The organism is Kitasatospora sp. NPDC089509, assembly GCF_044749365.1.
Taxonomy (GTDB): domain Bacteria; phylum Actinomycetota; class Actinomycetes; order Streptomycetales; family Streptomycetaceae; genus Kitasatospora.
Genome location: NZ_JBIVHS010000030.1, coordinates 17,079 through 40,788, shown reverse-complemented (window position 1 = coordinate 40,788; position 23,710 = coordinate 17,079). Strand labels below are relative to the sequence as shown.

At 73.0% G+C, this 23,710-nt stretch carries 19 protein-coding genes and 2 tRNA genes; 6 read left to right on the top strand and 15 right to left on the bottom strand.

Annotated features, from left to right (window positions below; translation table 11 throughout):
- Window positions 1-50: 50 nt before the first annotated feature.
- Complete coding sequence (locus ACIP4P_RS38905) at window positions 51-485, top strand: universal stress protein (protein WP_350515376.1); 435 nt, start codon at window positions 51-53, stop codon at window positions 483-485.
- Here ACIP4P_RS38905 and ACIP4P_RS38900 read toward each other — a convergent pair.
- From ACIP4P_RS38900 to ACIP4P_RS38855, 10 genes are all read right to left on the bottom strand, one after another.
- Window positions 475-2,094 (bottom strand): DUF2079 domain-containing protein, encoded by a 1,620-nt coding sequence (locus ACIP4P_RS38900; RefSeq protein WP_400927355.1) that lies wholly within the window; start codon window positions 2,092-2,094, stop codon window positions 475-477. The two genes, ACIP4P_RS38905 and ACIP4P_RS38900, sit on opposite strands and share 11 nt — an antisense overlap.
- A 26-nt stretch (window positions 2,095-2,120) precedes the next feature.
- On the bottom strand, window positions 2,121-3,449 hold the full coding sequence (locus ACIP4P_RS38895) for a glycosyltransferase 87 family protein (RefSeq protein ID WP_400927352.1): 1,329 nt from the start codon (window positions 3,447-3,449) through the stop codon (window positions 2,121-2,123).
- A gap of 244 nt (window positions 3,450-3,693) precedes the next feature.
- Window positions 3,694-3,767 (bottom strand) — tRNA-Ala (locus ACIP4P_RS38890).
- Between the two features lie 72 nt (window positions 3,768-3,839).
- Window positions 3,840-4,844, bottom strand: a complete 1,005-nt coding sequence (locus ACIP4P_RS38885) for a hypothetical protein (protein ID WP_400927349.1) — start codon at window positions 4,842-4,844, stop codon at window positions 3,840-3,842.
- A gap of 150 nt (window positions 4,845-4,994) precedes the next feature.
- Window positions 4,995-5,621 carry a GNAT family protein gene (locus ACIP4P_RS38880; protein ID WP_350515418.1) on the bottom strand — a complete coding sequence of 209 codons (627 nt, stop codon included), beginning with the start codon at window positions 5,619-5,621 and terminating at the stop codon, window positions 4,995-4,997.
- On the bottom strand, window positions 5,618-6,136 hold the full coding sequence (locus ACIP4P_RS38875) for a MogA/MoaB family molybdenum cofactor biosynthesis protein (RefSeq protein WP_350515380.1): 519 nt from the start codon (window positions 6,134-6,136) through the stop codon (window positions 5,618-5,620). The genes ACIP4P_RS38880 and ACIP4P_RS38875 overlap by 4 nt, the downstream gene beginning before the upstream one ends.
- Window positions 6,133-6,573, bottom strand: coding sequence for a cyclic pyranopterin monophosphate synthase MoaC (moaC, locus tag ACIP4P_RS38870; RefSeq protein ID WP_400927481.1), 441 nt, complete (start codon window positions 6,571-6,573; stop codon window positions 6,133-6,135). Before moaC ends, ACIP4P_RS38875 begins: the two co-directional genes overlap by 4 nt.
- 163 nt (window positions 6,574-6,736) lie before the next feature.
- Window positions 6,737-8,074 carry a gephyrin-like molybdotransferase Glp gene (gene glp / locus ACIP4P_RS38865; RefSeq protein WP_400927344.1) on the bottom strand — a complete coding sequence of 446 codons (1,338 nt, stop codon included), beginning with the start codon at window positions 8,072-8,074 and terminating at the stop codon, window positions 6,737-6,739.
- A 26-nt stretch (window positions 8,075-8,100) separates the two neighbouring features.
- On the bottom strand, window positions 8,101-9,021 hold the full coding sequence (gene galU / locus ACIP4P_RS38860) for a UTP--glucose-1-phosphate uridylyltransferase GalU (RefSeq protein WP_350515383.1): 921 nt from the start codon (window positions 9,019-9,021) through the stop codon (window positions 8,101-8,103).
- Between the two features lie 51 nt (window positions 9,022-9,072).
- Window positions 9,073-9,981 carry a diguanylate cyclase domain-containing protein gene (locus tag ACIP4P_RS38855; protein WP_400927340.1) on the bottom strand — a complete coding sequence of 303 codons (909 nt, stop codon included), beginning with the start codon at window positions 9,979-9,981 and terminating at the stop codon, window positions 9,073-9,075.
- Between the two features lie 93 nt (window positions 9,982-10,074).
- Here ACIP4P_RS38855 and ACIP4P_RS38850 point away from each other — a divergent pair, with 93 nt between their 5' ends.
- A complete protein-coding gene (locus ACIP4P_RS38850) occupies window positions 10,075-10,650 on the top strand; it encodes a 5-formyltetrahydrofolate cyclo-ligase (RefSeq protein ID WP_400927337.1) in 576 nt (191 codons plus the stop codon).
- Between the two features lie 58 nt (window positions 10,651-10,708).
- Here ACIP4P_RS38850 and ACIP4P_RS38845 read toward each other — a convergent pair whose 3' ends face one another.
- Window positions 10,709-13,432 (bottom strand): penicillin acylase family protein, encoded by a 2,724-nt coding sequence (locus ACIP4P_RS38845; protein ID WP_400927334.1) that lies wholly within the window; start codon window positions 13,430-13,432, stop codon window positions 10,709-10,711.
- A 284-nt stretch (window positions 13,433-13,716) separates the two neighbouring features.
- Between ACIP4P_RS38845 and ACIP4P_RS38840 the strand changes: the two genes are divergently transcribed.
- The 3 genes from ACIP4P_RS38840 to ACIP4P_RS38830 all read left to right on the top strand — a co-directional run bounded on the left by ACIP4P_RS38840 (window position 13,717) and on the right by ACIP4P_RS38830 (window position 17,418).
- Window positions 13,717-15,201 (top strand): potassium/proton antiporter, encoded by a 1,485-nt coding sequence (locus tag ACIP4P_RS38840; RefSeq protein WP_350515387.1) that lies wholly within the window; start codon window positions 13,717-13,719, stop codon window positions 15,199-15,201.
- 489 nt (window positions 15,202-15,690) lie between these two features.
- Window positions 15,691-16,950, top strand: coding sequence for an MFS transporter (locus ACIP4P_RS38835; protein WP_400927478.1), 1,260 nt, complete (start codon window positions 15,691-15,693; stop codon window positions 16,948-16,950).
- 126 nt (window positions 16,951-17,076) lie between these two features.
- Window positions 17,077-17,418: an FmdB family zinc ribbon protein gene (locus ACIP4P_RS38830; RefSeq protein WP_400927330.1), complete on the top strand. Its 342-nt coding sequence runs from the start codon at window positions 17,077-17,079 to the stop codon at window positions 17,416-17,418.
- A 640-nt stretch (window positions 17,419-18,058) separates the two neighbouring features.
- On the opposite strand, the gene ACIP4P_RS38825 is transcribed toward ACIP4P_RS38830, so the two are convergent.
- Together ACIP4P_RS38825 and ACIP4P_RS38820 are read right to left on the bottom strand one after the other, a co-directional pair.
- A complete protein-coding gene (locus tag ACIP4P_RS38825) occupies window positions 18,059-18,457 on the bottom strand; it encodes a hypothetical protein (protein ID WP_400927327.1) in 399 nt (132 codons plus the stop codon).
- Between the two features lie 123 nt (window positions 18,458-18,580).
- Entirely contained in the window at window positions 18,581-19,567 is a 987-nt protein-coding gene (locus ACIP4P_RS38820; protein ID WP_350515391.1) for a sigma-70 family RNA polymerase sigma factor, read from the bottom strand.
- 446 nt (window positions 19,568-20,013) lie between these two features.
- Between ACIP4P_RS38820 and ACIP4P_RS38815 the strand changes: the two genes are divergently transcribed.
- On the top strand, window positions 20,014-20,841 hold the full coding sequence (locus ACIP4P_RS38815; protein ID WP_400927324.1) for a phosphatase PAP2 family protein: 828 nt from the start codon (window positions 20,014-20,016) through the stop codon (window positions 20,839-20,841).
- Window positions 20,842-20,937: 96 nt separating this feature from the next.
- Here the strand turns inward: ACIP4P_RS38815 and ACIP4P_RS38810 are convergent.
- Window positions 20,938-21,010: transfer RNA gene (locus tag ACIP4P_RS38810), tRNA-Arg, on the bottom strand.
- A 184-nt stretch (window positions 21,011-21,194) separates the two neighbouring features.
- On the bottom strand, window positions 21,195-23,546 hold the full coding sequence (locus tag ACIP4P_RS38805; protein ID WP_400927321.1) for a D-alanyl-D-alanine carboxypeptidase: 2,352 nt from the start codon (window positions 23,544-23,546) through the stop codon (window positions 21,195-21,197).
- Between the last annotated feature and the right edge of the window lie 164 nt (window positions 23,547-23,710).

Below are 23,710 nucleotides of genomic sequence, written 5' to 3'. Positions count from 1 at the left end.
GCCGGCCGGAGACCTTCCGGCCGGCCCCCGGCCGTGTCTACGCTCGAAGCATGCAGCCGCACGGCCTGATCGTGGTCGGCGTGGACGGCTCCGCACCCGCCCTGGCCGCCGCCCGCTGGGCGGCCCGCCTGGCCGGCCTCACCGGTGGCCCGCTGGAGGCGGTGGCCGTCTGGGACTTCCCCTGCCTGTACGGCGACCACGGCCTCGTGCCGCCCGCCCTGGACGGCTTCGAGCCCGAGCACCGGGCCGCCCGGATCCTGGACGAGACCGCGGCCCACTGCGCCGTCCCGCTGCGCCGCCACCTCAAGGCCGGGCCGCCGGGCCCCGCCCTGGTCACCGCCGCGGCCGGCGCCGCGCTGCTGGTGCTCGGCAACCGCGGCCACGGCACCCCGCCGGAGGTCCCGCTGGGCACCGTCGCCCAGTACTGCCTGTGCCACGCGTCCTGCCCGGTGGTGATCGTCCGCGCGGGCGGGGTCAGCCCTTGAACAGGTTGTGCCCCACGTCGGTCGGCACCTTGTCCTGGACCGGCTTGCTGCCCGGCCCGGGCACGTGCTCGCCGGGCACCGGCTCGTCGCCCTCCCGGTGCAGCAGCACCACGCCGTCCTCGGCCCAGAGCTGCCGGTAGCCGTGCGCCAGCAGCAGCTGGATCCGGTCGGCCTGCTCCTTGTCCGTCGTGAACGGGAAGGACCGCTTGTCGGAGCGGATCAGCACGTACGCGCGCCCGCGCGGCGTCCCGTCCACCAGCACCACGTCGGTCCGGGCGGTCAGCCGCGGCGCGATCTGGTTGTCCGCCTCCACCGAGGCGCCGTCCGGGATCAGCGCGGCCGCCCGGACCAGCGCGGCCTCGCTCGCCCGGGGCTCCCAGGAGGACGGCACCGCGAGCTGCAGCAGCCCGATCGGCACCGCCGCGACCAGCGCCACCCCGACCGTGCCCAGGCCCAGCAGCCGGGCCCGCCGACGGGTCCGCTCGGGCCGCCCGGTGCTGCTCAGCCGCCCCAGCACCTCCAGGCTCGCGGTCAGCAGGACCGGCCAGAGCATCGAGTCGTAGTGCCGGGCGATCGACCAGTGGTTGGGGTTGCTGGACAGGATCCGCTCGGCCAGCAGCGGCACCAGGCACAGCACGGTGGCCGAGCGCAGCGGCAGCAGGAACATGGTGCCGAACAGCCAGAGCAGCAGCAGCGGCTTCAACGGCTGGTCGAAGGCGGTCTGCACCAGCAGGAACGGGTTGTGCAGCAGGTTGCGGACCGCCTCGCCGCCGTCGGCGCCGAGCGCGTCGTAGTTCCAGTAGTAGCCCGGCTCGCCGCCCATCGCCGGGATCAGCCAGGTGATCGCCACCGCCGAGGCGATCGGCCCGCCCAGCAGCAGCCCGATCCCGGTGAACCGCCCGGCCCGGTCCCCGGTGCCCCGGGTGCGCAGCAGCAGCACCAGGCCGTACGCGCCGACCAGCAGGCCCAGGTCCTCCTTGGTGCAGCACAGCAGCACCGCGGCCAGCACCACCGTGCCGTAGCGGCGGGCCAGCCCGCGCTCCAGCAGCAGCAGGATCAGCGGGACGGCGAACGCCACCTCGTGGAAGCCGACCCGGGAGGCGACCAGCAGCGGCCAGCCGAGCGCGTAGACCAGCCCGGCCAGGTCGGCGGCCCGGCGGGCGGTGCGCGGCTCGGCGGCGGCGAAGGCGTGCGCGGCGATCCGGCGGATCAGCGGCACCCCGAGCGCGAACAGCAGCGCCTGTCCGATGATCAGCGAGCGCGGGTCGTCCCAGATCCAGTACAGCGGCGCGAGCAGCGCCAGCACCGGGGAGAAGTGGTCGCCGAGCAGCGAGAACCCCGGCGGGAACTCGTGGTGGTAGTACTTCAGCGTGGAGACCGGCAGCCCGAAGTGCGAGTAGCCGCGTATCCCCTGGTCGAAGATGCCGAGGTCGAAGCCGCCGAGCGAGACGGACGCCCAGCCCTGCATCCCGATCGCGCACATCACCGCGAAGCACAGCACGCTGAGCAGCACGGTGCGCCGCGCGGGCGAGCCCAGCGCGGCGGCGGCCCGGCGGGCGGCGGGTACGACGGCACGGGGCGTCGGCGGGCTTGCGGTCTGGGTGGTCACGTCGGCTCCGGTCCGTCTCTGGTCCGTCAGGTCCGGTTGGTCAGGGCGGGGTCGCGGTCGGGATCGGGGGCGGCGTCGAGCCTGGCGCCGAGCAGCGCCCAGGCGCCGGCCGAGGCGTCGACCGCCTGCCGCCGGGCCCGGTACAGCCGCACGCCGACGACCGCCAGGACGGCGATGGCCAGCGGCGGGTAGATCGCGCCGGGCAGCTGCCAGTACCAGACGACGCCGCGGCCCCAGCGGTGCGGCACCGCCCACATCACGTGCGAGAGGAACACCACCAGCGTCACCCCGAGCAGCACCCGGCGGCGGGTGTTCCTGGCCTCCGCGGCCAGCAGGGCGATCAGCGGGATGCACCAGACCCAGTGGTGGGTCCAGCTGATCGGCGAGACCAGCAGCGCGGTGAAGGCGGCGCAGACGCCGCCCCAGGCGTCGGCCCGGCGCAGCACCCGGGTGGAGCGCCCGGCGAGCACGGCCACGCCCAGTCCGAGGGCGCCCACCAGCCCGCAGACGATCAGCCCGACCGTGCCGGGGTCGTTGACGTCGAGCAGCCGGCAGACGGCCCCGCGCAGCGACTGGTTGTCCACCAGCACGGTGACGCCGACCCGGCTCGGGTCCCACAGGTAGTTGGTCCAGAACCCGTACGAGCCGTCCGGCAGTACGATCCAGCCGATCAAACCGGCCGCCAGGAAGGTGCCCATGGAGACCAGCGCGGCCCGGACCCGTCCGGTCAGGAACAGGTAGACGGCGAACAGCCCCGGGGTGATCTTGATCGCGGTGGCCAGGCCGATGCCCACGCCCTTGGTGCGGCTGCGGTCGGACCGGGTGAGGTCCCACAGCACCAGGCACAGGATGGCGAGGTTGACCTGGCCGTACTGGAAGGTGGTGTAGACCGGCTCCAGCCAGACCGCGAGGCCGGCGCCGAGGATCGCGGCGGCCGGGCGGTACCGCCGGGCGGGCCAGCCGGCCAGCTTGAGCGACAGGTGCACGGACAGACCGAGCAGCGCGTAGTTGCCGAGCATCACCAGGACGCGCAGGGTGCTCACGCCGAACCAGGTGCTCGGGACGAACAGCATCGCGGCGAACGGCGGGTAGGTGGCCGGGAGGTCCCAGCCGGGCAGCCGCATCGCGTACAGGTCGTCGCCGTTGACGACGGCCTGGCCCTCGGCCCGGTAGACGAGCATGTCGACCATGGTCGCGCCGTGCAGGTGCCGCTGGATGACGAACGCCGCGACCGACAGCACCGCGACGCAGATCGCCGCGACGGTCCAGGAGTTCGGTCGTCCGCCTGTCGGGCCGCTGTCGGGCCCCTCCGGGTCCGCTCGCCGCGTCCACCGTGTCAGACCGAACTCGCGCACCGCGATGGCACCCCGTTGAGATAGACCAGATCGTTCCCTCGTCGCCGTCTGGGCCCAACCACCATAACCGACCCCTCTGAGACTCCCCTGAGTTCCAAAGTCCGTCAGCTTCCGCCCTGGTGGGAGCGGTGTGACCTCGGTCACCAGCCCTCTCGCCGGGCCTTCCGGGCCGCAAAACGCGAAGTCCCGCCGGGAGTTGACTCCCGGCGGGACTTGGTGGACCGGCCTGAGCCGATCCGTTGGGTGGAGCTGAGGGGATTCGAACCCCTGACCCCCTCGATGCGAACGAGGTGCGCTACCGGACTGCGCCACAGCCCCAACGAGAAGAAACTCTAGCACCTTTCGAAGGGGGTCCGTGACCACCCCCCTGGTCGGGGGCGGTCACGGCGGTCATTCGTTGGCCGCGCGGGGGCGGGACTCCGGGGCCGGGGCCTCGGCGTACTGGTCGAACAGCGGGGTGCTGCGGGGCTCGGCGGGGCGCCCGGCGGTCCAGGTGCCGGGGGCCGACAGGTCGACGCCGCGGGACACCCGGGGGGCGACCGGCGCGGTGACGTAGGTCGGCAGCGGGACGGGCACCGGCTCCCAGGAGTCCGGGCCGGCCGCGCCACGCTCGCGCATGCCGTCGACCCACTCCTCGTGCTCGGTCGCCTCCGCCACCACGGAGGCGGAGGACGCCGCGACGGTGGGCTGCTCGGGGTCGGCGGCCAGCCGCAGGTGCGACCGGCGGCCGGGCCGCTGCCCGGCGGGCGCGGCCTGGTCCGGCTCCACAGGGGCGGGGGCCTCGACCGTCGGCCGGTCGTCCACCGGGGCCTCGGCCCGCTGCCGCTCGCGCTGGCGCAGCCGCTCGGCCGCCTGGACGGCCCGGGACCGGTCCAGCTTCACCTCGTACCGCTGCCGCTCCAGCTTGCGCAGGTGGCCGATGTAGAGGGTGAGGAGGAGTGCCGGGACGGCCGGCACCCAGAGGAAGGCGAGACCGGCCACCGCGGCGACCACCGCGCCGAGGGCGAAGGCCAGGAAGAGGGCGGTGACCATCCGGCGCCGGCGGGCCAGCAGCCGGGCCCGGCGCTCGGCGCCGCCCTGCCGCACGGCGGCGGGCCGTTCGACCGGGCGTTCCGCCGGGGGTTCGGGCTCCCGGGCCGCGGGGTCGCCGGAGGCGGCCGCGTCCCGTTCGGGAGGACCGTCGTCGCTGTGCTCGTCGTCACGCGGTTCGTCGCCCAGGGCCCGGGCTGCCCGCCGCTCCAGCGCCGAACGCCCGGCCAGCAGGCGGATGGCGGTGCTGAAGCGTTCCGTCGGGCGCGCCTCGTTGAGTTCGTCCTGCCTGCGGAGCCACATCGGCACCAGATAGGCGGCCCAGGCCCCTACGATGACGGCGTAGATAAGGCCGCTACTGCTCACGATTCACACCGTACGGGCGCCGGGGAAGGCCCGGCAGCAATTTGGCGCGGCGTGTCGTGTGATCAAGCTGATTCTCCGACTATTTTGCCGGTGTTTGTGACGGTCCGCCACCACGCCGATGCCATATCGATATTTGATTCGAACAGATATTCAATTACGTGACTCGCGGCCGGAACTGATCGCCCGCCAACGCTCCAGCATCCCCTCCGGGACCTCCTCGGCGGTCAGGGCGTAGACCAGGTGGTCCCGCCAGTCCCCGTCGATGTGGAGATAGCGCGGGCGGATTCCCTCCGAACGGAAGCCGAGCTTTTCCACCACCCGGCGGCTCGGACCGTTCTCCGGACGGATGCAGACCTCGATCCGGTGCAGTCCGAGGGTGCGGAAGCAGTGGTCCACCGAAAGCGCCACCGCCGTCGGCATGATGCCCCGGCCGGCCACCGCCTCGTCGATCCAGTAGCCGACGTTGGCCGAGCACATCGAGCCCCAGGTGATCCCCCCGACGGTCAACTGGCCGACCAGCTGGCCCTTGTAGAGCACCACGAAGGGCAGCATCCGGCCGGCCGAGGCCTCGCCGCGCAGGAACCGGACCATCTGCCGGTAGGTCGGACGCGGGCCCGCCGCCCGACCCGCCGGGCCGGGCGGCACGGTGGCCTCCCAGCGCCGCAGCCAGTCCCGGTTGCGGCGGCTCACCTCCTGCCACTCGCGCTGGTCGCGGGCCCGGATCGGGCGCAGCACGACCTCCCCCTCGTGGAGTTCTACCGGCCAGCCGGCGTTCAGTGCGCTCTCCCGGAAGCTGGGGCGTCGGGCCGGGGGTGGTCCCCGCCGCCGAGCTGGTCGACGGCGTGGGCGAGCAGCGGCTCCAGGACGGCCAGGCCGTCCTTGACGCCGCCGGTCGAGCCCGGCAGGTTGACGATCAGGGTACGTCCGGCGAGCCCGGCCAGCCCGCGGGAGAGCGCCGCGGTCGCCACCTTGTCCCGGCCGTACGCGCGGACGGCCTCGGCGATCCCGGGGACCTGCCGGTCGATCACCCGGGCGGTCATCTCGGGGGTGAGGTCCATCGGCGAGATGCCGGTGCCGCCGGTGGTCAGCACCACGTCGTAGCCGGCCGCGACCGCCTCGCGCAGCACGGCCTCGACCGGCTCGCCGTCCGGCACCACCCGGGGGCCGTCGACGGTGAAGCCCATCGCGGTCAGGCCGGCCACCAGCAGCGGGCCGCCGCTGTCCTGGTACACCCCGGCCGAGGCCCGGTTGGAGACGGTGACGGCCAGCGCCCGCCCGGCCGACGCCTTCACTCGGCCACCTCCGGCGCGAACCAGTCGCCGCTCTTGCCGCCGGTCTTGGCGAGCACCCGGACGGACTCCACGGCGGCGCCCTTGTCGACCGCCTTGACCATGTCGATCACGGTCAGCGCGGCGACCGCCACCGAGGTCAGCGCCTCCATCTCGACACCGGTGCGGTCGGCGGTCCGCACCGTGGCGGTGATCTCGACCGCGTCGTCCGCGACGGCGAGGTCGACCTCGACGCCGGAGACCGCGATCGGGTGGCAGAGCGGGATCAGGTCCGGGGTCCGCTTGGCGCCCATGATCCCGGCGATCCGGGCCACCGCGAGGGCGTCGCCCTTGGGCACGCCCTCGCCGCGCAGCAGCTCCACCACCTTCGGGGAGACCCGGACCCGGCCGGCCGCGACGGCGGTGCGCACGGTGGTGGCCTTCTCGGAGACGTCGACCATCCGGGCCGCGCCCTGCTCGTCGACGTGGGTGAGGCGGTCGCCGGGGTTCGGTGTCGTCACGGGTAACTCCAGGGGCGCGCAGGTCGAATACCGCGCTACCGTACCGCTCGGCACGCGCCCGCTCGCCTCCGGGCGCTCCTGACCCGCCGCCGACGGCCGACGCTCAGGCGTCCAGCAGGACGACGTCGACCTCGCTGCCGGCCGGCAGGCCGGTGACCTCCTCGGGGACGGTGATCAGGCAGTTCGCCCGGGCCAGCGCCCCGACCAGGTGGGAGTCGGCGCCGCCGACCGGCTCGACGGTGCCGTCCGCCGCCGAGTAGCGGCCGCGCAGGAACTGCCGGCGGCCGGCCGGGGAGCGCAGCTCGGCCGGGCAGAGCGCGCGCACCACCGGGCGGTGCACCTCGGCCGCGCCCAGCATGGTGCGGATCACCGGGCGGACGAAGAGCTCGAAGGAGATGTACGCGCTCACCGGGTTGCCCGGCAGGGCGAGCAGCGGCACCCCGGACGGGCCGCCGATCCGGCCGAAGCCCTGCGGCTTGCCGGGCTGCATCCGCAGCCGGCGGAAGTCCACTCCCCCGTAGGACTCGAAGACCTCCTTGACCACGTCGTACGCCCCGACGCTGACCCCGCCGCTGGTGACGATCAGGTCGGCCCGGCCGAGCTGGTCCTCCAGGACGGCGCGCAGCCGGTCGGCGTCGTCGGGGACGGCGCCGACCCGGTAGGCGATGGCGCCGGCCTCCTGGGCGGCCGCGGTGAGGGTGAAGCTGTTGGAGTCGGCGATCTGCCCCGGCCCGACCGGCTCGCCGGGCTGGACCAGCTCGCTGCCGGTGGAGAGCACCACCACCCGGGGGCGCGGGCGGACCTTCACGGTGGCCCGGCCGATCGCCGCGAGCAGGCCGAGCTGGGTGGGGCCGAGCCGGGTGCCGGCCTCCAGCACCCGGGTACCGGCCGCGACGTCGCTGCCGCGGCGGCGGATGTGCGCGCCCTCGGCGACCGGGCGCAGCACCCGGACCTCCTCGTCGGCCACCGGCGCGCCCATCGCGGCCGCGGCCGTCCCGGTGCCGGTCCCGCCGTCGGTCCACTCGACCGGGGCGACCGCCTGGGCGCCGGGCGGCAGCGGGGCGCCGGTCATGATCCGGGCGGCCTGGCCGGGGCCGACCTTCGGCAGCTCGTCGGCGCCGGCGGCGATGTCGCCGACCACGCCGAGCACCGACGGGTAGGTGTCGGTGGCGCCCTCGGTGTCGGCCGTGCGGACCGCGTAGCCGTCCATCGAGCTGTTGTCGAAGGGCGGCAGGTCGCCGTCGGCGACCACGTCCTCCTCCAGCCGGCAGCCCTGGGCGTCGAGCAGCTGGAGCTCGATCGCGGGCAGCGGGCCGACCGCGGCCAGCACGTCGGCGCGGTGCTCGTCCACCGTCCAGAAACGAGGAGCCGCCGGTGCCCGGTCCGCGGACCCGTCGCAGCAGGCTGCGGGGGTGGTGCTGTGCTCCGTGGACCCGGTCATCGGCGGCTCGCTCTCTGTGTCTGGGATCAGTCCTGCAGCTCGGAGCCGACGAACTCCCGCAGCCAGGAGCGGAACTCCGGGCCCAGGTCCTCGCGCTCGGCGGCCAGTCGGACGATAGCGCGCAGGTAGTCGGCGCGGTCGCCGGTGTCGTAGCGGCGGCCCTTGAACAGCACGCCGTGCACCTGGCCGCCGGTCTCGGCCTCGCGGGTGGTCAGCTCGCGCAGGGCGTCGGTGAGCTGGATCTCGCCACCGCGGCCGGGCGGGGTCTCGCGCAGCACGTCGAAGACCAGCGGGTCGAGGACGTAGCGGCCGATGACCGCGTAGTTGGAGGGGGCCTCGCCCGGCTCGGGCTTCTCGACCAGGTCGGTCACCTGGAAGACGTCGTCGCCGAAGCCGTTCGCCTTGACGGCGGCGCAGCCGTAGAGGTGGATCTGGGAGGGGTCGACCTCCATGAGGGCGACGACCGAGCCGCCGAGCTCCTGCTGCACCTCGATCATGCGGGCGAGCAGCGGGTCGCGCGGGTCGATCAGGTCGTCGCCGAGCAGGACGGCGAACGGCTGGCCGGCGACGTGCTGCTCCGCGACGGAGACGGCGTGGCCGAGGCCCTTCGGGTCGCCCTGGCGGACGTAGTGCATGTTGGCCAGCTCGACGGACTCGCGGACCCGGCGCAGGCGGTCCTCGTCGCCCTTGCGGACGAGCAGCTCCTCCAGCTCGTAGGCGCGGTCGAAGTGGTCCTCCAGCGCGCGCTTGTTGCGGCCGGTGACCATCAGTATGTCGGACAGGCCCGCGGCGGAGGCCTCCTCGACGACGTACTGGATGGCCGGCTTGTCGACGACGGGCAGCATCTCCTTCGGGGTTGCCTTGGTCGCCGGGAGGAAGCGGGTGCCCAGTCCGGCCGCGGGCACCACGGCCTTGGTCACCGGAATACGGGAGGGGGTCGTCGTCATGCGTTTACCTTACTCAGGCACGTTTTCGCCCGGCCGCGCACGGTCGGACGGCTAGGACAGCACGTCGCGCGGCACGGCCACGATGGCGGGCGTATGGGAAGCGACCGGTTGGGCCAGGGAGTCCCCTCCGGTACAGGCCGACAGACTACCCGGCTTTTCCGAACGGTCACCTTCAGCAGTCGTCGCCTGCTCCGGAGCGGAACCGGGCTGCTCGCGGGGCCCGGCCGCGGGCCGTCCCGGACGCGGCGCGATCCGCCAGCAGTCGCCGCCGGCCGCGCGCGCGGCGGCCAGCGCGGCGTCGGCGGAGCGCAGCAGGACGGCCGCGTGGGTGCCGTCCTCGGGCAGCACGGCGACGCCGACCGCGGCGGTCAGGCCGTTGCCCGAGGGCGGGCGGGGGGCCCGGGTGCCGGAGGACCAGTCCAGCAGCAGGTGTCGGCGGACCGACCAGACCAGCCGCTCGGCGACCTGCGCGGCCCCCTCGGCGCCGGTGTCCGGCAGCACCACCAGGAACTCCTCGCCGCCGTACCGGCCCAGGGTGTCGGCCCGGCGGATCTCCATCGCCAGCCGCTGGGCGAGGTCGCGCAGTATCGCGTTGCCGCGGGCGCGGCCGTGCTCGGCGGTGACCGCCTCGAAGCCGGCGATCGCCAGCAGCAGCACGGCCAGTGGGCGGGGGCCCTCGGCGTGGTCGGTGTGCTCGGCGCGACGGGCCCGCTCGATCTCCCGGTCCAGGGTGAGCTGCAGGTGACGGTAGTTCCAGACCCCGGTGAGCGGGTCGCAGGAGGCGGTCCGCTCCAGCTCGGCGCAGCGCTCCTCCAGCTCGGCGACCCGCCCGGTCAGCCGGTCCCGGTCGGCGGCCGCCCCGGCCCGCTCCCGGCGCAACCGCAGTCCGAGCACGGTGGCGCCGGCCAGCGCGGGGGCGCTCAGCGCGGCCAGGGCCTGGACCAGCAACGGGGTGGACAATCGGGGCGCCCTTTCGCGTGTCAGGCTCTGCGCGTCACGGTTGGCAGGTGTTCGGAACGACTTTCCGAACGGCTTTCGGACGCGGAGGATCCGGTGCACAACGAGAAGAGCGAGCTGAGGACACGGCTGTTGACGGAGCGCCGCGCGCTCACCGCCGAGGGGCGCGCGGCCGCCACCGACGCGCTGGCCGGGCACGCCTGGGAGCTGGCCCCGCCCGGCAGCACGGTGGCCGCGTACGTCTCGGTGGGCGCGGAGCCGGGCACCCGGCCGCTACTGGACGCGCTGCTGGACGGCGGCGTGCGGGTGCTGCTGCCGGTGCTGCTGCCCGACAACGACCTGGACTGGGCCGAGTACGCGGGCCCCGCGACGCTGGCCCCGGCCGGGCGCGGGCTGCTGGAGCCGGTCGGGCCCCGGCTCGGGCCGGAGGCCGTCACGGGGGCCTCGGTGGTGCTGCTGCCGGGCCTGGCGGTGGACCGGGCCGGGCTCCGGCTGGGCCGCGGCGGCGGCAGTTACGACCGGGTGCTGGCCCGGCTGGCGCGGGCCGGGGTGCGGCCGGTGCTGGCCGTGCTGCTGTACGACCACGAGCTGCTGGAGCGGGTGCCGGCCGAGTCGCACGACCGGCCGGTGGACCTGGTGGTGACGCCCTCGGGGGTGCGGGCGCTCGGATAGCCGGACGGCCCCGCCGTCCTCGGGGGACGGCGGGGCCGCTCGGAGTGTCGTACGGGTGTCAGCTCCCGGTGAGCACCAGCTTGTGCTTGGTCGCCTTCTCCACCGCGTCCGGGGTGAAGGCCCAGGTCAGCAGCTTGCCCTTGAGCCAGAGGTCGGTCTGGTCGTTGTAGTTGGTGTGGAAGGCGTGGCCGGAGGCGCCGCCGACGTTGATCCAGCGCGAGGAGTCCAGGTCGTTCAGGTCGACCACCATCCGCATCGACGGGATCCAGTCCACCTGGTAGCCGGCCGCCGCGTTCCAGCCCGCCGCGTCGACCGCCGCCGAACCGCCGGAGAGGCGGTACGGGCCGCGGTTGAGCAGCTTGTGGACGACGCCGGAGGCGATCGAGGAGTTGTCGGTGCCCATGGTCTGCTCGCGCAGCTCCAGCTTGTGCAGGCGGCCCCAGCTCCAGGTGGAGATGTCCTTGCCGAGCAGCGAGGTCAGGTCCTGCCGGGCGTTCTTCATCGCCTCCTTGAGCAGGTTGTCCAGGCCCTTCTGCTCCTTGTGCTGGGAGTCGATGTACGTCCACCACGAGCTGTCGGGCTTGTCCAGCTGCTGGCGCACGACCTCGGTCCAGCGGTCGCCGCCGTCCGGCTGGGCCTTGGACGGGTCACGGGTGCCGCACTGGTTGACGATCCGGCTGGAGCTGTCCGGCTTGGTCGGGTCGTCCTGCTGGCGCACCAGCAGGCAGTTGTCCTTGGCCCGGATGTCGGCCGGGAACTTCTGGCCGAAGGCGAGGCTGAGCAGGTTGCGCCAGACGCCGTTGTAGTAGGCGGCGGCCGCCGAGTCGGCGTCCTGGTGGAAGTTCCAGTCCTTCAGCAGGTCCTGCGCCTGGCGTACGTACGGGTCGTCGATCTGCTGCTTGAGCAGCAGCGGGACCAGCGTCTTGGCCATGATGCTGGTGTTGTCCAGCTGCAGGGTCTGCATGTCGTCCGGCGAGATCTTGCCGTTGTTCTTGAGCAGGCCGTCGATCTGGTCGGTGATCTCCTTGGCCCGGGTGCCGTACTCCCAGTCCTTGGTGAGGGTGTACTTGTAGCTCGGGTCCACCACGGCCTGGTTGGCGGTGACGATGTAGCCGACCGTCGGGTTGAAGCTGTACGGCAGCGCGGTGAACGGGACCGGGTCCGGCTTCCACTGGTACGAGGAGTCCCAGCCCGGGGCGGGCATGGAGCCGTCGCCCTTGCCGCGCACCGGGATGACGCCGGGGGCCTGGTAGCCGATGTTCTTGGCGTCGGCGTAGATCAGGTTCTGCGCGGGGACCGCGAAGTCCTTGGCGGCGCCACGGAAGTCGTCCCAGTTGCGGGCCCGGTCCAGTTCGAAGACGGCGTCCATGGTCCGGCCCGGGCTGAGCGCCGTCCACTGCAGGGCGACGCCGTAGCCGCCGGTGCCGCGGTCGGGGGCGGAGGTGCCGTTGGGGGCGTACTTGCCGACGTTCTGCTGCTCGGTGCTCACGTCGGAGATCAGCGGGGCGCCGGTCTGGGTGGTGCGGACGGTGATGGTGCGGTCCTCGCCGCCGGCGACCTTGACGGTCTCCTTGCGGAGGTCGAACTTCACGTCCTTGCCGTCCACCTGGTAGGTGTCCGGGCCGGTGACCTTCTCCAGGTAGAGGTCGGTGACGTCGGCGCCCAGGTTGGTGAAGCCCCAGGCGATGTCCTTGTTGTGGCCGATTATCACGCCGGGCATCCCGGCGAAGGTGAAGCCGGAGACGTCGTACTGGCAGGCCGGCGAGGTGGTCCGGCAGTGCAGGCCCATCTGGTACCAGACCGAGGGCAGGCCGGGGCCGAGGTGCGGGTCGTTGGCCAGCAGCGGCTTGCCGGTGGTGGTGTGCGAGCCCGCGACCACCCAGGAGTTGGAACCGATGCCCTGACCGGGGCGGCCGAGCAGCTGCGGCATCGCGTCGATCCGGTCGGTGAGGCCCTGCAGCAGGGCCTTGGTGGTGGCCGCGCCCTGGGCGGTGCCGCCGGTGCCGGGGGCGGCGCCGGGCTGCGGCGAGCCGTCGGCCGGGCGGTAGGTGTCGCCGCCGACGGTGCCGGTCTTCACGATCGTGCCGTTGCGGGCGTACGGGTAGTCCGGGTAGAGCTCGGCGATCTTGTCCGGGCCGAAGTCCTGGGCGAGCAGCGAGCGGTCGATCTCCTCCTGGAGGTTCCCGGAGAGGTTCCAGGCCATCGCCTTGAGCCAGGCCACCGAGTCGACCGGGGTCCACTGCTCGGGCTGGTAGCCGCTGTTGACGGCGCCCAGCAGGGCGTACTCCAGCGAGGCCTTCTCACCGCCGGGGTGCTCGGACAGCCAGGCGTTCACGCCGTCCGCGTAGGCCTGGAGGTTCTTCTTGGTGTCCGGCGAGAGCTTGGTGTCGTACTCCTTCTGCGCCACCTGGCGCCAGCCCATCGTGCGGATGAAGGAGTCGGTGTCGACCTGGCTGTCGCCGAACATCTCGGACAGCCGGCCGGCCGTGATGTGCCGGCGGACGTCCATCTCCCAGAACCGGTCCTGGGCCTGGACGTAGCCCTGGGCGCGGAACAGGTCCTCGTTGGTGTCCGCGTACAGCTGCGGAATGCCGTTGGCGTCGCGCTTGACGTCGACCGGCGCGCTCATGCCCGCCACCTTGACCGTGCCGTCGACCTCCGGGAAGGACGCGCGGACCGCGGTGACCCCGCGGTAGCCGCCGTAGCCGACGCCGGCCACCAGCAGCACGACCAGCACGATCACGATCAGACGGGCGCGCCGGAACTTCTTCGAGCGGGGCATCTGGGTCCTTGCGGTCCTGACTTCGGGGCGGGCGGGCGTGTCCGGGGCCTGGGACCGGGACAGGGCACCACATTAGGCCGAGTCGGCGCACCGCCGTGAACGGGGGACCGAGCTGGGGCGAAGCTAAAGGTATGGCAAAATGTTAGACTGAGTAACGATCCGCAACAGGAGCATTGACGACTTCTTAGCGGGCCGACGCCCGACGGAGTCCTCCCTGTACCAACGGAACGCCCCCAGCACCACCTGACACCCCGCCCGCCCATGCCTGCCCGAGGTGCCACTGCGTGAACGTCGACCACCTGAACCAGCTCCTGCTCGAAGCCTCCGTGATCCTGCTCTTCGCGGTGGTCGCCGTCCGGTTCTCGACCCGATCAGGACTGCCCAGTCTGCTGATCTACCTCGGGATCGGCGTGGCGCTGGGCCAGAACGGGATCGGCGTCACCTTCAACAACGCCGAGCTGACCCAGGTGCTGGGCTACGCGGCACTCGTGGTGATCCTGGCCGAGGGCGGCCTCAAGACCAGCTGGCGCGAGGTCAAACCGGCCATGCCGGCGGCCACCGTGCTGGCCACCGTCGGCGTCGGGATCAGCGTCTTCGTCACCGCGGCCGGCGCCCACTGGCTGGTCGACCTCGACTGGCGGACCTCGCTGCTGCTCGGCGCGATCGTCTCCTCCACCGACGCGGCGGCCGTCTTCTCGGTGCTGCGGATGGTCCCGCTGCCGCACCGGCTGACCGGCCTGCTGGAGGCCGAGTCCGGCTTCAACGACGCGCCCGTGGTCATCCTGGTCGTCGCCTTCGCCTCCACCGGCGAACTGGACTCCTGGTACGTGCTGCTCGGCACGATCGCCGCCGAACTGGCGATCGGCGCGGCGGTCGGCCTCGCCGTCGGCAAGCTCGGCGCCTACGCGGTCAAGCACGTCGCACTGCCCTCCTCCGGCCTCTACCCGATCGCCGTGGTGGCGCTCACCGTGCTCGCCTACGCCGGCGGCGCGCTGCTGCACGGCTCCGGCTTCCTCGCCGTCTACATCAGCGCGGTGATCCTCGGGAACTCCAAGCTGCCGCACGGACCCGCCGTGCGCGGCTTCGCCGACGGACTGGCCTGGATAGGGCAGATCGGCATGTTCGTGCTGCTCGGACTGCTGGCCGCGCCGGAGAGCATGGGCGACGCGGTCGTCCCCGCGCTGGTGGTCGGCGCGGTGCTGGTCTTCGTCGCCCGACCGCTGTCGGTGATCCTCACCCTGACCCCGTTCAAGGTGCCCGGCCGCGAACAGGCACTGCTGAGCTGGGCCGGGCTGCGCGGGGCGGTGCCCATCGTGCTGGCCACCATCCCGGTGGTCTCCGGCGCCCACAAGGCCGAGGACGTGTTCAACATCGTCTTCATCCTGGTCGTCGTCTTCACCCTGCTCCAGGGCCCGACCCTGCCGTGGATGGCCAAGCGGCTGCGGATCGGCGAGGGCGCGATGGGCCAGGACCTCGACATCGAGTCCGCGCCGCTGGAGAAGCTGCACGGGCACCTGCTGTCGGTCGCACTCTCGCCGACCTCGCGGATGTCGGGCGTGGAGATCAGCGAACTGCGGCTGCCCAAGGGGGCCGCCGTCACCCTGGTCGTCCGGGAGGGCAACTCCTTCGTGCCGGACAAGGCGACCATGCTGCGCGGCGGGGACGAGCTGCTGGTGGTCACCACGGACGAGGTCGGCGAGGCGACGGAGCGGCGACTGCGGGCCGTGGACAAGGGCGGCAAGCTGGCGGGGTGGCTGAACGGACGGTGAGTGCCCGGGCGGGATGGGGGCCGGGGCAGCCGCCCCGGTCCGCCCCGGCCCGCCCGGGCCGGTGTGACGCGGGAAAGCCTGGGTGGTCTGGCGGGATCTACGCGCGTAACTGTATGCTGGTGCGACTACGTCGTATGACCACCGCTAGACCACCCCCAGCATCTGCCTGACGCAGAGTTGGCGCGACCGCTCGGCGGCCGCGGTCCGGCTCCCGGCCCACCAGGCCCGGCCGACCCGGTATCTACCCCGGTCGACGCGCGAGAGGACGACTCTCGGCGCCGTCGGGGCCACACCATGCCCTGCCGCGCTACCAGGCAGCAGGAAGGACCGACCGTGACGGCCCGCCGAACGGTCGAGATCGCCGCGGAATCCGCCCCGGACACCGCGCAGTCCACCGCCCAGGACACCGCTCAGGGCACTCTTCGGTCCGCCGCGACCGACACCGGCGACACCGCCGCCGAGGCGCCCGCCAGGGTCGGGTACGGCGAACTGCTGCGCACCCCCGGCGCCTGGACGTTCCTGTCCCCCGCCCTGGTCGCGCGACTGCCCTACGCGATGCTCAGCATGGGCATCCTGCTGCTCGTCACCCAGACCACCGGCTCGTACGGCACCGCCGGTACGGCCGTCGCCGTCGCCGCCGTCGCCCAGGCCCTGATCGGGCCGCAGACCGGACGGCTGGCCGACCGGTACGGCCAGGCCTCGGTGCTGGTCCCGACCGTGCTGGTGCACGCCGCCTCGGTCGCCCTGCTGATCACGCTGGCGCTCGGCCACGCGCCGGCCTGGAGCGTCTACCTGGCCGCCGTCCCCGCCGGGGCGAGCGTGCCGCAGGTCGGCGCGATGGTCCGGGCCCGCTGGGTCTCCACCTTCACCGGCGAGGGCGCCTCGCCCGCCGCCGGGGCCAAGGTGAGCACCGCGTTCGCCTTCGAGTCCGTGACGGACGAGTTCACCTTCGTGGTCGGCCCGATCCTGGCCGCCAACATCGCCGCCCTCGCCAGCCCGGCGGTCGCGTTGGTCGTCGAGGCCTCGCTGACCCTGGTCGGCGGTCTGGCCTTCGCGGCCCAGCGGCGCAGCGCCCCGGCCCGGATCCTCCCGGAGCCCGGCGTGAAGCGCGTCTCGGCACTGGCCTCGCCCGGCGTCCGGCTGCTGGTCGGGGCCTTCCTCGGGGTCGGCGCGGTGTTCGGCGGCATGCAGGTGTCGGTCAACGCCTTCGCGGACTCGGTGGGGCAGCACGACTCCGGCGGCACGGTGTACGGGATCTTCGCGGGCGGCTCGATGCTGGCCGGCGTGCTGTACGGCGTGATCGCCTGGCGGCGTCCGGTCCAGCAGCGGATGGTCATCAGCTACACGATGCTGGTGCTCGGCTGCTCGATGCTGTGGGCGATGCCCAACCTGGTCGCGCTGACCGTCGCCGGGCTGATCTGCGGCCTGGCCATCGCCCCCACCCTGATCAGCGGCTACACCCTGGTCGAGACCCTGGTCGCGGACGGCGCCAAGACGGAGGCCTTCACCTGGCTGACCGGCGCGATCGGACTGGGACTGGCACTCGGCTCGATGGCGGCGGGCAAGCTGCTCGACGGCCACGGGCCCTCGGTCGGGTTCCTGGTGCCGGCCGTCGGCGCCGGGCTGGGGCTGATCGCCCTGGTGTCGCTGCGGCACCTGCTGGCGGCCCCGGGCGGACCGGGACGCGTGGTGGCCTCCTCGGCCGAGCTCGGCAACGCGGCGGAGCTCGTCGGCGCGGCCAAGGGCTGAACCGGTGGTGGGCGGTGACGCGGTACCGGCTCATCTCACACCGGATTCGCTGGACTGATCCAACGGAATACCGCATCATTGACCATCGTTAGCACTCATCAGGCGAGAGTGCCAGGAGGAAGACAAGTGCCCACGTACCAGTACCAGTGCACCGAGTGCGGCAACGGCCTGGAGGCGGTGCAGAAGTTCACCGACGAGGCGCTGACCACGTGCCCCGACTGCCAGGGACGGCTCCGCAAGGTCTTCTCGGCCGTGGGCGTCGTGTTCAAGGGCTCGGGCTTCTACCGGACCGACAGCCGCTCGTCCTCCAGCAGCTCGGTGGGCGCGGGTTCGTCCGTCGGCTCCTCGACGTCGTCGACCTCGTCGTCGACCTCGGGTTCGGGTTCGGGCTCGTCCGGTTCTTCGAGCTCTGCCGGTTCGTCGAGCTCGTCGAGCTCCTCCAGCAGCCCGGCTCCGGCCGCCAGCTGATCTCGGCTCCCGGACTCTCCGGGGGTTGCCGAAACTTCGGGAAGGCCCGTCGGCCCCGCTTCGTGCGGGGGCGGCGGGCCTTTTCGCGCGCTTCCGTCAACTTCCGATGGTCGCCCTCACTCGCGTGAGTGTACGAAGTTGTCCACAGGGGCGAGGTTTTCCACAGGCTATGGGAACGCGCTTTCCGACCGCGCCGGAAAGGCGCATCGTACGGATCACCGGGCCGGATCCAGCCGACCCGGCCGAGTCCGGAGGTGCATCCCGATGACGACCGTGAGCCTGTCCGTTCCACTGCCCGCGCCGACCGTGCCGCCACGGCGGGAGGTGCCGAGCTTCCCGCCGATCCGGCGCGGCTGCGGCGGGTGGCACCGCTGGCGCCGGGCCGTCCGGCGACGGGCGGGAGTGCCCGCGCTGGTGCTGCTCGCGGTGGCCGCGGCGCTCGCCACGGGGCCGGCGCGAGCCGGACTGCCGCCACCCTCGGGGGGCGCGGCGGGGCGCCCCGGTTGTCCGTCCGGCCCCCCGGAGGATCATCCGTGAGCCGAGGCCGAGGAGGTCCACCTGCTGACCGAGAACCGCGACGCGCCGGGCAGGGCCCACCGGCGCCCGCTGTTCCCCGGGATTCGCGGGATTCCCGGTCCTTCTAGTCCCCGTGGTGCGGCGGGCGCTGACTCAGGTACCAGTCCAGCCCCCGCCCACCGCTCTCCCCAGCCCCGGGGCGGTCGCCCCAGCCGGCGTCGGTGTCGTCCCGGGACTGCTGGTCCAGCGGGTCGCGGAAGAGCAGCCGGGCCTTGGCCGCGGCGGAGGTGGAGGTGGAGGTGGAGGTGGTGGTGGAAGGGGTGGAGGCCGGGGTTGGGGTGGAGGAGGAGGGAGGGAGGGAGGGGGAGGGGGAGGGGGAGGGGGAGGGAGGGGCGGGGGTCCCCCCCGCGCCCCGCGCCCGGTCCTGGTGCTGGTCCTGTTCCTGGCCCTGCCCCTGGCCGCGCCCCGGTTCGTGCGCCTGCTCGCGTTCCTGCTCGTTCACCTTGTCCACTCCCCTGCTCACGGTCCGCCCTGTCCTTCCAGCCTAGAAGCCTCGCGGGGCTCCCGGTGACGCGCTTCGGGCCCGGTTGCAGAGCACTCCGCAACCGGGCCCGGGGAGCCGACCTCAGCCGTAGGCCGTCGGACGTCAGGCCGCTTCGAAGCCCGCGTGGTCGGCGATCTTCTTCAGCTCGGCGAGCGCGTGCTTCTCGATCTGCCGGATCCGCTCACGGGTGAGACCGTGCTGCTTGCCCACCTCGGTGAGGGTGCGCTCGCGGCCGTCCTCCATGCCGTAGCGGGAGCGGATGATCGAGGCGGTGCGGTCGTCCAGCCGGCCGATCAGGCCGTCCAGTTCCTCGCGCCGGAGCATGACCATCACGGCGTCCTCGGGGGACGTCGCCCCGGTGTCCTCCACCAGGTCGCCGAACTGGGTCTCACCCTCGTCGTCGACCGACATGTTGAGGCTGACCGGGTCCCGGGCCCAGTCCAGCACGTCCTTGATCCGGGCCTCGGTGGTGTCCAGCTCGGCCGCGATCTCGGCGGGCTCGGCCTCGCGGCCCAGCTCCTTGGACTTCTCCCGCTGCACCCGCCGGATCCGGCCGAGCTCCTCGACCAGGTGCACGGGCAGCCGGATGGTGCGGGACTGGTCGGCGATCGAGCGGGTGATCGCCTGCCGGATCCACCAGGTCGCGTAGGTGGAGAACTTGAAACCCTTGGCGTAGTCGAACTTCTCGACGGCGCGCACCAGGCCCGCGTTGCCCTCCTGGATGAGGTCCAGCAGGGGCAGACCGCTGCGCGGGTAGCGGCGGGCGACCGCCACCACCAGGCGGAGGTTCGAGCGGATGAAGACGTCCTTGGCGCGCTCGGCGTCGGCGGCTATCGCCTCCAGCTCCTCGCGCGTGACGCCGTCGGGGAGTTGGCCGTCGGGGAGCTCACTCTCCTCCAGCAGGTGCTGGGCGTACACACCGGCCTCGATCCGTAGCGAGAGCTCGACCTCCTCGGCGGCATCGAGCAGGGGCGTCCTGGCGATCTCGTCGAGGTACATACCGACCAGGTCGCGGTCGGCCTCAAGGTTGGTCGGGCGGGCCGCGCGAGTCCGGTCGGCCCTGTCGCGAACGACGGCACGGGTGGCCATGCTTGCTCCCTTTGCTGGTGTTGCCGAGGTCTGCCTGCCTGCCCGAGAGGGCAAGAAGTGCGGGCCCCGGGGGGCTCACACGTAACGATCCAACGAACAGATTCCGGACAACATTCCCAAGTCGTTCAGATTCTTCCCCGCGATGCAGTATCCTGCCGGTTTTCACCCGGGTTCTGGACGCTCGGTGACCGCTCGGGCACCTCGGGTGCCCGCGAACGACCGATTCCATGACCGACCCTGCGGCTCTTTCCTCGGCGTTCCTTCACCGGCCGCACACCCGGCCGCCGCCTACTCGTTGAACAGGCGAACGATCGCGTACGTTCCCGCGCGCCCCCGTTTTCCGCCCGCGCCCACCCCCCGGCGCACGCAGGTCCTCCGCACAAAAGATGCCGAATCGCTATCACCCCAGCTCCGGATCGGCACAGGCCGCTGGGAAGGTGTCAGGCATGCACCTGACCAACAGCACGACCCCCGTCACCGTGCGTCAGCGCCGTCTCCTCCGGGACGCGTCGCTCGCGCTGGGCTGTGCCGCGCTGTTCGGCCTCCTGGCGCTGCTGGTGACGGGCCACTGGCACCCTCTGCACGAGCTCGACCAGGACTGGATCAGCGAGTTCCACCTCTACGCACGGGAACACCGGGCCTGGACCGCCGCGGTGCAGACCCTCTCCGACATCGGCGGTCCCGTCACGATGCGTGTCCTCCTCGGCCTCGCGGCCGCCTGGCTCCTGCTGATCGGCGCCCGGGTGCTGGCCGGCTGGGTGGCCGCCCAGGCCCTGGTCGGCTGGGGCGCCCAGTGGGCGCTCAAGCTGGCCGTCGACCGGCAGCGGCCCGCCTTCTCCGACCCGGTCTCGCACGCCGACGGCCCGGCCTTCCCCTCCGGGCACGCCATGGCCTCCGCGATCACCTGCGCCGTCCTGGTCGGCCTGGTCTGGTACCGGGTCGACCGGCGCGGCCGGATCGCCGCATGTGCGGTGGCCGCGGTGACGATGCTGGCCATCGGCTGGACCAGGATCGCCCTCGGGGTGCACTGGCCCAGCGACGTGCTGGCGGGCTGGCTGGCCGCCGGCGCCGTCGTGGGCGTCGTGACGGCCGTGATCGAGATCTGGCGGCCCGGCGCCCTGGCCCGGGACGTACGCCGGGTCAACTGGCGTACCAGGCCCCGGGTTCAGCGGGTCATCGTGCCGTCGGTCCGGCCGCCCCGGGTCGACGAGCCGCCGGAGGACGCCGAGTTGGACGACCCCGGGGCCGACGGGCCACGGTCCGGGCGCAGTTGACGGTCCGGAGGCCGGGCGCGACCGCGTAGGGCGGCGGGAACGCCACAGGCCCTCCGTCCCGGGCGGGAGGAGGGCCTGTGAGCTGCGATTCCGTTGTGCCCCAGGCAGGATTCGAACCTGCGACACCGGCTTTAGGAGAGCCGTGCTCTATCCCCTGAGCTACTGAGGCATGGCCGGTCGGTGACCAGGCCGTTCACAGCGTACCGGATCGGGCGTCGGCCAGGGGTGGCGGACCGTGGCACGGGCCCCGGCGGGGCCGGCGAACGGCGAAGGGGGAGCCGGGCGGACCGGCTCCCCCTTCGAGGTTCGGAGAAAGCGAGAGGAAGCGGAAAGGGGAAAGGACGGAAGGAGGGTCAGAGCAGGCGCAGCAGGCGCGACTGGATGGACGGCGGGTTCAGGTCGGACTGGAGGGCCACCGGCACCTCGGTCTTGCTGTCACCCACCCGCAGCGTGCCGATCTCCTGGCCCGCCGCCATGGTGTGGCCGACCGCGCCCGGGGCGAGGGTGATCGTGCCGGTGATGCCCGGGAAGCCGGCCACCACGAGGTCCTTGGTCGCGACGACCGGGACCTTGCCGCCGAGCCCGTCGTCCACGGCCCCGACGACGTCGCCCTTCTTCACCACGGTCTGACCGGTCAGCCCGTTCTGGGCGGCCTGGATCTGCTTGCCGCTGACCTTGAGCACGGTCGGCAGGATGCCGTCGCCCGGGTTGGGCGAGGTGGCCTGCTGGCCCAGGGTGACACCGAGGATCAGTCGCTTGGTGCCGCCGATGTCCTTGTACGCGGCCCACATCAGGCAGCCGCCGGCCGGGGTGCTGGAGCCGGTCTTGACGCCGATGACGCCGGTCTTCGGGTTGATCAGGTTGTTGGTGTTGGAGATCTTCACGCCGTTGAGGGTGGTGTCCGGGGTGGCGACGATCTGCCGGAAGATGTCGTCCTGCATGACCTGCTCGGCCAGCTTCAACTGGTCCTTGGCGGTGGACTTGGTGTCCGCGTTGAAGCCCGCCGGGTCGGCGTACGTGGTGTTGGTCATGCCGAACTTGGCCGCGGTGTCGTTCATCTCCTTGACGAACGCCTCCTCGGAGCCGGAGTGGAAGCGGGCGAGCAGCCGGGCCACGTTGTTGGCGGACGGCAGCATCAGCAGTTCCAGCGCCTGGTACTCGCTGAGCACCTGGTTCTCGGTGAGCGTCACCCGGGACTCGTCGGCGTTGCCGGACTCCTGCGCGGCCTGCTTGTCGACGACGATCTTCGGGCCGCTCTCCCCCTTCTTCAGCGGGTACTTCTGCAGGATCAGGTAGGCGTTCATCACCTTGGTGACGCTGGCGATCGAGGCCGGCGTCTCCTGACCGGAGCTGCCGAGGGTGCCGACGCCGACCACCTCGGCGGCCGACTGGCCCTTGGTCGGCCAGGCCAGGTCGAGCTGGTCCCCGGAGAAGCTGAAGCCGGACGAGGCCGTCATCCGCAGCTTCGGGTCCGGCAGCGGGCGCAGCAGCTGCGCCACCACCACCGCGCCGAGCACCACGGCCAGGAACACCGTCCAGATGGTGATCCGCTTGAGCGCGCGCCGCAGCGGCGAGACCGGGCGGGCGTTGAGGGTCGCCAGGACCTCCATCGCCTCGGCCGTGTTCTCCGGCGGGAGCATCGGCTGCGGGGAGGGCAGCGGCTCGGGGCCGGGCAGTGGCGGGGTGGGCGGCAGCGGCCGCGGGTCGGGCTCGGGCAGCGGCGTCGGCGCGGGGGTCGGCGTCGGCTTGGGGGCCGGGAGCGGGGTCGGGACCGGGGTCGGTTCGGGTTCGGGGAGGGGCTCGGGCGTCGGCTCCGGGACGGGGGCCGGCTCCGGGGGCTCGGGCACGGTGCCGACCGTCGGGGCCGCGGGCGTGCGCAGCGGCTTGGGCTTCTCCAGCTTCTCGGCCTGACCCGGCTTGGTCAGCAGGAGGGTCGGCGAGGAACCGGCGGGGGCGTCCTTCTCGGGCGCGGCGGGCTTCTCGGCCGTCTCCTCCGCCTCGGTGTCGGCCTCGTCGGCGGCGGCGTCGGTCTTCCCCGCCGCCTTGTCCCCGGCCTTGTTCCCGGCCTTGTCCCCGGCGTTCTCCGCGGCCTTGTTCCCGGCCTTGTCCGCAGCCTTCTCGGCGCCCTCGACGATGCCCTCGCCGGCGACCTCCGCCGCCACGGCTGCCGTCCGCATGGCGAGACGGGGGTCGGCGACGGACGGCCGCTCGGCGGCCTCCTTCGTCCCGTCCGCCTTCGTCCCGTCGGCCTTCGGCTCCTCCGTCCGATCCGCCGCCCCGCTGTCGGAACCGTCCTCGTCCGCGGGCTTCAGCAGTTCCTCCGGCAGGCGCAGCGCGGTGGTCCTGCTGTCCACCGGCAGGCGCAGCATCGTCGTCCGGCTGTCCACATCCCGGACACGGAGCTGTACGGTCGAGCCGCCCTTGGCGCCCGTCTTCGGCGCGTCGGTGTCGCCCTCGGCGCCGGCGGCAGCGTCCGCATCGACGGCCGCGCCGGCGGAGTCGGCGTCAGCGGCGGGCACCGCGTCGGCACCGTCCGCCGGAGCCTCGGCGGAGGCCTTCGCGGGGACCTCCGTCGGGACCTCCACGGCCTCCCCGGTGCCGGCGGCCGCGGCTGACGCCCCGGCAGTCACCGCACCGGTCCGTTCGCGCTCGCGGTCCTGCTCTCGCTCGCCGTCCCTCAGCACCCTGTCGGGGGACTCGCCCACGTATCCCAGCCTCCTCAACGCCCGGCGGGGCACCGGCGAACCCGATTTCGGGAAGCCGACGCCCCGCCCCGTGTACCTGTACAGTCTCCGCCACCGATGGCCGATCCGGCCGCGCACACCCCGCCCGACCGGCGCTTATTGCCGCCGCACGGCCGCAATGCGGT

What these genes read in the sequence shown, in the direction of transcription:
- galU (WP_350515383.1), bottom strand. Translation starts at nt 9,021, where the DNA reads ATGACGACGACCCCCTCCCGTATTCCGGTGACCAAGGCCGTGGTGCCC.
- ACIP4P_RS38845 (WP_400927334.1), bottom strand. Translation starts at nt 13,432, where the DNA reads ATGCCCCGCTCGAAGAAGTTCCGGCGCGCCCGTCTGATCGTGATCGTG.
- ACIP4P_RS38815 (WP_400927324.1), top strand. Translation starts at nt 20,014, where the DNA reads ATGCACCTGACCAACAGCACGACCCCCGTCACCGTGCGTCAGCGCCGT.
- ACIP4P_RS38905 (WP_350515376.1), top strand. Translation starts at nt 51, where the DNA reads ATGCAGCCGCACGGCCTGATCGTGGTCGGCGTGGACGGCTCCGCACCC.
- glp (WP_400927344.1), bottom strand. Translation starts at nt 8,074, where the DNA reads ATGACCGGGTCCACGGAGCACAGCACCACCCCCGCAGCCTGCTGCGAC.
- ACIP4P_RS38820 (WP_350515391.1), bottom strand. Translation starts at nt 19,567, where the DNA reads ATGGCCACCCGTGCCGTCGTTCGCGACAGGGCCGACCGGACTCGCGCG.
- moaC (WP_400927481.1), bottom strand. Translation starts at nt 6,573, where the DNA reads ATGGTCGACGTCTCCGAGAAGGCCACCACCGTGCGCACCGCCGTCGCG.